The following is a 3,263-nucleotide window of genomic DNA, read 5'->3' on the forward strand; positions in this document are numbered from 1 at the left end:
GCCATGGACCGGCCGCACTTCATCGGCATCGGCGGCGCAGGAATGTCGGGTATCGCGAAGATCCTCGCCATGCGCGGCGCCAAGGTCGCGGGCAGCGACGCGAAGGAGTCGGCCACCGCGGCGTCGCTGCGTGAACTGGGCGCCACCGTGCACATCGGGCACGCCGCCGAGCACCTCGCCGACGACGCCACCAGCGTGGTCGTCTCCTCCGCGATCCGCCCCGACAACCCCGAGCTGGCCCGCGCCGCCGAGCTTGGCGTCCCGGTCGTCCACCGGTCCGACGCCCTCGCCGCGCTGATGCGCACCCAGCGCCCGATCGCCGTCGCGGGCACCCACGGCAAGACCACGACCACGTCGATGCTGGCCGTGGCGCTGACCGAGCTGGGCCTCGAGCCCTCGTACGCGATCGGCGGCGACCTCGCGGGCCCGGGCACCAACGCGCGCCACGGCGAGGGCGAGATCTTCGTCGCGGAGGCGGACGAGAGCGACCGCAGCTTCCAGAAGTACGACCCCGAGGTCGCGATCGTCCTCAACGTCGAGCTGGACCACCACGCCAACTACGCGTCGATGGACGAGATCTACGAGTCCTTCGAGGCGTTCGTCGCCAGGGTCCGGCCCGGCGGCTGCCTGGTCGTCGGCGAGCACGCGGGCGCGCTGGAACTGGCCGCGCGGGTCGCGGTCCGCGAGGACCTGCACGTCGTCAGGGTCGGGGAGGCGGCGGACGCGGACGTCCGCATCGTCCGGATCACGCCGAAGGGCATGACGAGCGAGGTGACGGTCGCATTCCGGGGCTCCGACGGTGCCCCCGTCTCGGAGCTGACCTTCACGGTCTCCGTCCCCGGCCGCCACTACGCGCACAACGCGGTGGCCGCGCTGGCGGCCGGGGCCCGCCTCGGTGTCGAGCCGTCCGCGCTGGCCCAGGCCCTCACGGCGTACACCGGCGTGGGCCGCCGCCTCCAGCTCAAGGGGGAGGCCGGCGGCGTCCAGGTCATCGACTCCTACGCGCACCACCCGACCGAGATGACGGCCGACCTGGAGGCGCTGCGGGGCGCGGTGGGCGCGGACGCCCGGCTGCTGGTGGTCTTCCAGCCGCACCTGTTCTCCCGTACCCAGGAGCTGGGCAAGGAGATGGGGGAGGCGCTGACGCTCGCGGACGCGTCGGTCGTCCTCGACATCTACCCGGCCCGCGAGGACCCGGTCCCCGGCGTCACCAGCGCCCTGATCATCGACGCGGCGGCGGCCGGCGGCGCGGACGTCCGCGCCGAGCACGACATGGCGGCGATCCCCGACGTGATCGCGGGAATGGCCAGGCCGGGCGATCTCGTTCTTACGATGGGCGCGGGCGACGTGACGGACCTGGGCCCGAAGATCCTGGCCCGCCTGAAGGGCTGAGGGCGCCGCGCTCGGCCGCGCGACGGATCCTTGGCCTGTGCCCGGCGTACGGCGCGGGTCCTCGGCGGGCGTGCCGAGCGTACGGCGGGTCCCTGGCGGGGCGCCGGATGTACGGCGGGTCCTGGCGGGCGCGCCGGCCCCGCGCGGGCCGGGCTTGAGGCTGGACCATGGCCGGTGGAGGCCGGAGGAGGGCGACGACATGGTGTACGAGGTAGACAAGCCGGACGAGCAGTGGCGCGCCGAGCTGTCCCCGGAGGAGTACCGCGTCCTGCGCGAGGCGGGCACGGAGCCGGCGTTCACCGGCGAGTACACGGACACGAAGACCACCGGCGTCTACGCCTGTCGCGCGTGCGGCGCCGAGCTCTTCCGCTCCGACACGAAGTTCGAGTCCCACTGCGGCTGGCCGTCCTTCTACGACCCCAAGGACACCGAAGCGGTCGAACTCATCGAGGACCGCTCCTTCGGCATGCTCCGCACGGAGGTCCGCTGCGCCCGCTGCGGCTCCCACCTGGGCCACGTCTTCGAGGGCGAGGGCTACCCGGTCCCCACCGACCAGCGCTACTGCATCAACTCGATCTCCCTGAGGCTGGCCCCGGAGGAGGGGTGACCGGCTGTACCACTTACGGGTGACTCACCCGGAAGCTCGCCTCGGGAGTTAATGCTTGCGTTAACTTCGCAGTCATGGCTCAATGGGAAGTGATCCTCGTTGCGGAGGTCGCGGCATGGTTCGAGGAATTGGCTGAGAAGGACTGGGGCAGTGCTGAGCAAGTCGAAGACGCCATCGATGCTCTAGCCCTGTTCGGCCCGACCCTCGGCCGTCCACTCGTTGATCGGATCAAGGGTGCAGAGCAGCACCACATGAAGGAACTGAGACCAGGTTCGTCGGGTGCAAGCGAAGTCCGGATCCTGTTCGCGTTTGATCCCGTGCGCCGTGCGGTGCTGTTGGTGGCCGGGGACAAGGCGGGCAGCTGGCGGTACTGGTATGACGACAACATCCCACTCGCCGAGAAGCGTTATCAGGCGCATCTGACCGAGCTTGAGACCAGGGAGTACGAATGAGCGCAGTCAGCTGGGAGGAAACCAAGCGCAAGACCCGTGCGCGTCGGGAAGCCGCAGGGCTGCCGGTACGGTCCGAGGAGGAGAAGCATGCCTCGATGGACCGGTTGATGGCCGAGGTACGGGCTTACCGTCTCGCGGAAATTCGTCGCGAGCAGGCGCTGAGCCAGCGGGATGTCGCTACGTCGATGGGTGTCTCTGCTCCCCGGGTATCGGCAATCGAGCATGGCGACGCGGATCGTACGGAGGTTGCCACCCTGCGCTCTTATGTAGAGGCGCTCGGTGGGAAGTTGCGCGTGGTCGCGGATTTTGGGGACACCGAGTACACGGTCGCTTGAGGCGACAGACCGCCCCTGTTCGGGGGTTCTGCGGTTTCAGTAGCAATGGGGGGACATGGAAGAAGCGGGCCTGTGCGAACCGGCCGACATGCAGCGGCTGCGGCAGGCCGTGCGGTGAACCCGCCGATTGTTGCGGACAGTTACCCGCGCTGACTGCTCCGGGTGTCCGAGCGCTTGTGTGAGGAACGTGTCGCGAGCCTGGTGAGCGCCCCCGTGCGCCCCCCAGTCTGGGGGCCATGTCCGTTCAGACCCGATCTCTGGATTCCGTCACCGTTCGTGAGTTTCGGCGGCGGTTTTGTGCCACGCGCTACGGGGCGCGGCTTGCGCGGCAGGTTGCCGTGGACCGGCTCGAGGGGTGGGGCATCGCGTACGGGAGCGAGCTGTCCGACCGCGTCGCGGCGGTCGTCGGCGAGTTGGCGGCGAACGCCGTGCTCCACGGGCGGGTTCCCGGGCGGGACTTCGAGGTGTGTCTGAGGG

The 3,263-nt window shown here is 70.1% G+C and carries 4 protein-coding genes and 1 pseudogene; all 5 read left to right on the plus strand.

Annotated features, from left to right (window positions below; all coding sequences use genetic code 11):
* The coding region (murC, locus tag AOK16_RS21955) for a UDP-N-acetylmuramate--L-alanine ligase (RefSeq protein ID WP_240483693.1) at nucleotides 1-1,392 on the plus strand (1,392 nt) is incomplete at its 5' end.
* Between the two features lie 199 nt (nucleotides 1,393-1,591).
* The gene (gene msrB / locus AOK16_RS21960; RefSeq protein WP_055473903.1) at nucleotides 1,592-1,999 is read left to right on the plus strand and encodes a peptide-methionine (R)-S-oxide reductase MsrB; all 408 of its coding nucleotides are present in this window, start codon (nucleotides 1,592-1,594) and stop codon (nucleotides 1,997-1,999) included.
* Nucleotides 2,000-2,073: 74 nt separating this feature from the next.
* The gene (locus tag AOK16_RS21965; protein WP_055473904.1) at nucleotides 2,074-2,451 is read left to right on the plus strand and encodes a type II toxin-antitoxin system RelE/ParE family toxin; all 378 of its coding nucleotides are present in this window, start codon (nucleotides 2,074-2,076) and stop codon (nucleotides 2,449-2,451) included.
* Nucleotides 2,448-2,786: an XRE family transcriptional regulator gene (locus AOK16_RS21970; protein WP_055473905.1), complete on the plus strand. Its 339-nt coding sequence runs from the start codon at nucleotides 2,448-2,450 to the stop codon at nucleotides 2,784-2,786. The genes AOK16_RS21965 and AOK16_RS21970 overlap by 4 nt, the downstream gene beginning before the upstream one ends.
* Nucleotides 2,787-3,022: 236 nt before the next feature.
* Nucleotides 3,023-3,263, plus strand: a pseudogene (locus AOK16_RS28695) (ATP-binding protein); the annotation flags it as partial.

Origin of the sequence: Streptomyces pathocidini (genome assembly GCF_001418495.1) — a bacterium.
Lineage (GTDB): Bacteria > Actinomycetota > Actinomycetes > Streptomycetales > Streptomycetaceae > Streptomyces > Streptomyces pathocidini.

Coding starts and splice junctions, on each gene's coding strand:
- AOK16_RS21965 (WP_055473904.1), top strand. CDS start 2,074: ATGGCTCAATGGGAAGTGATCCTCGTTGCGGAGGTCGCGGCATGGTTC.
- AOK16_RS21970 (WP_055473905.1), top strand. CDS start 2,448: ATGAGCGCAGTCAGCTGGGAGGAAACCAAGCGCAAGACCCGTGCGCGT.
- msrB (WP_055473903.1), top strand. CDS start 1,592: ATGGTGTACGAGGTAGACAAGCCGGACGAGCAGTGGCGCGCCGAGCTG.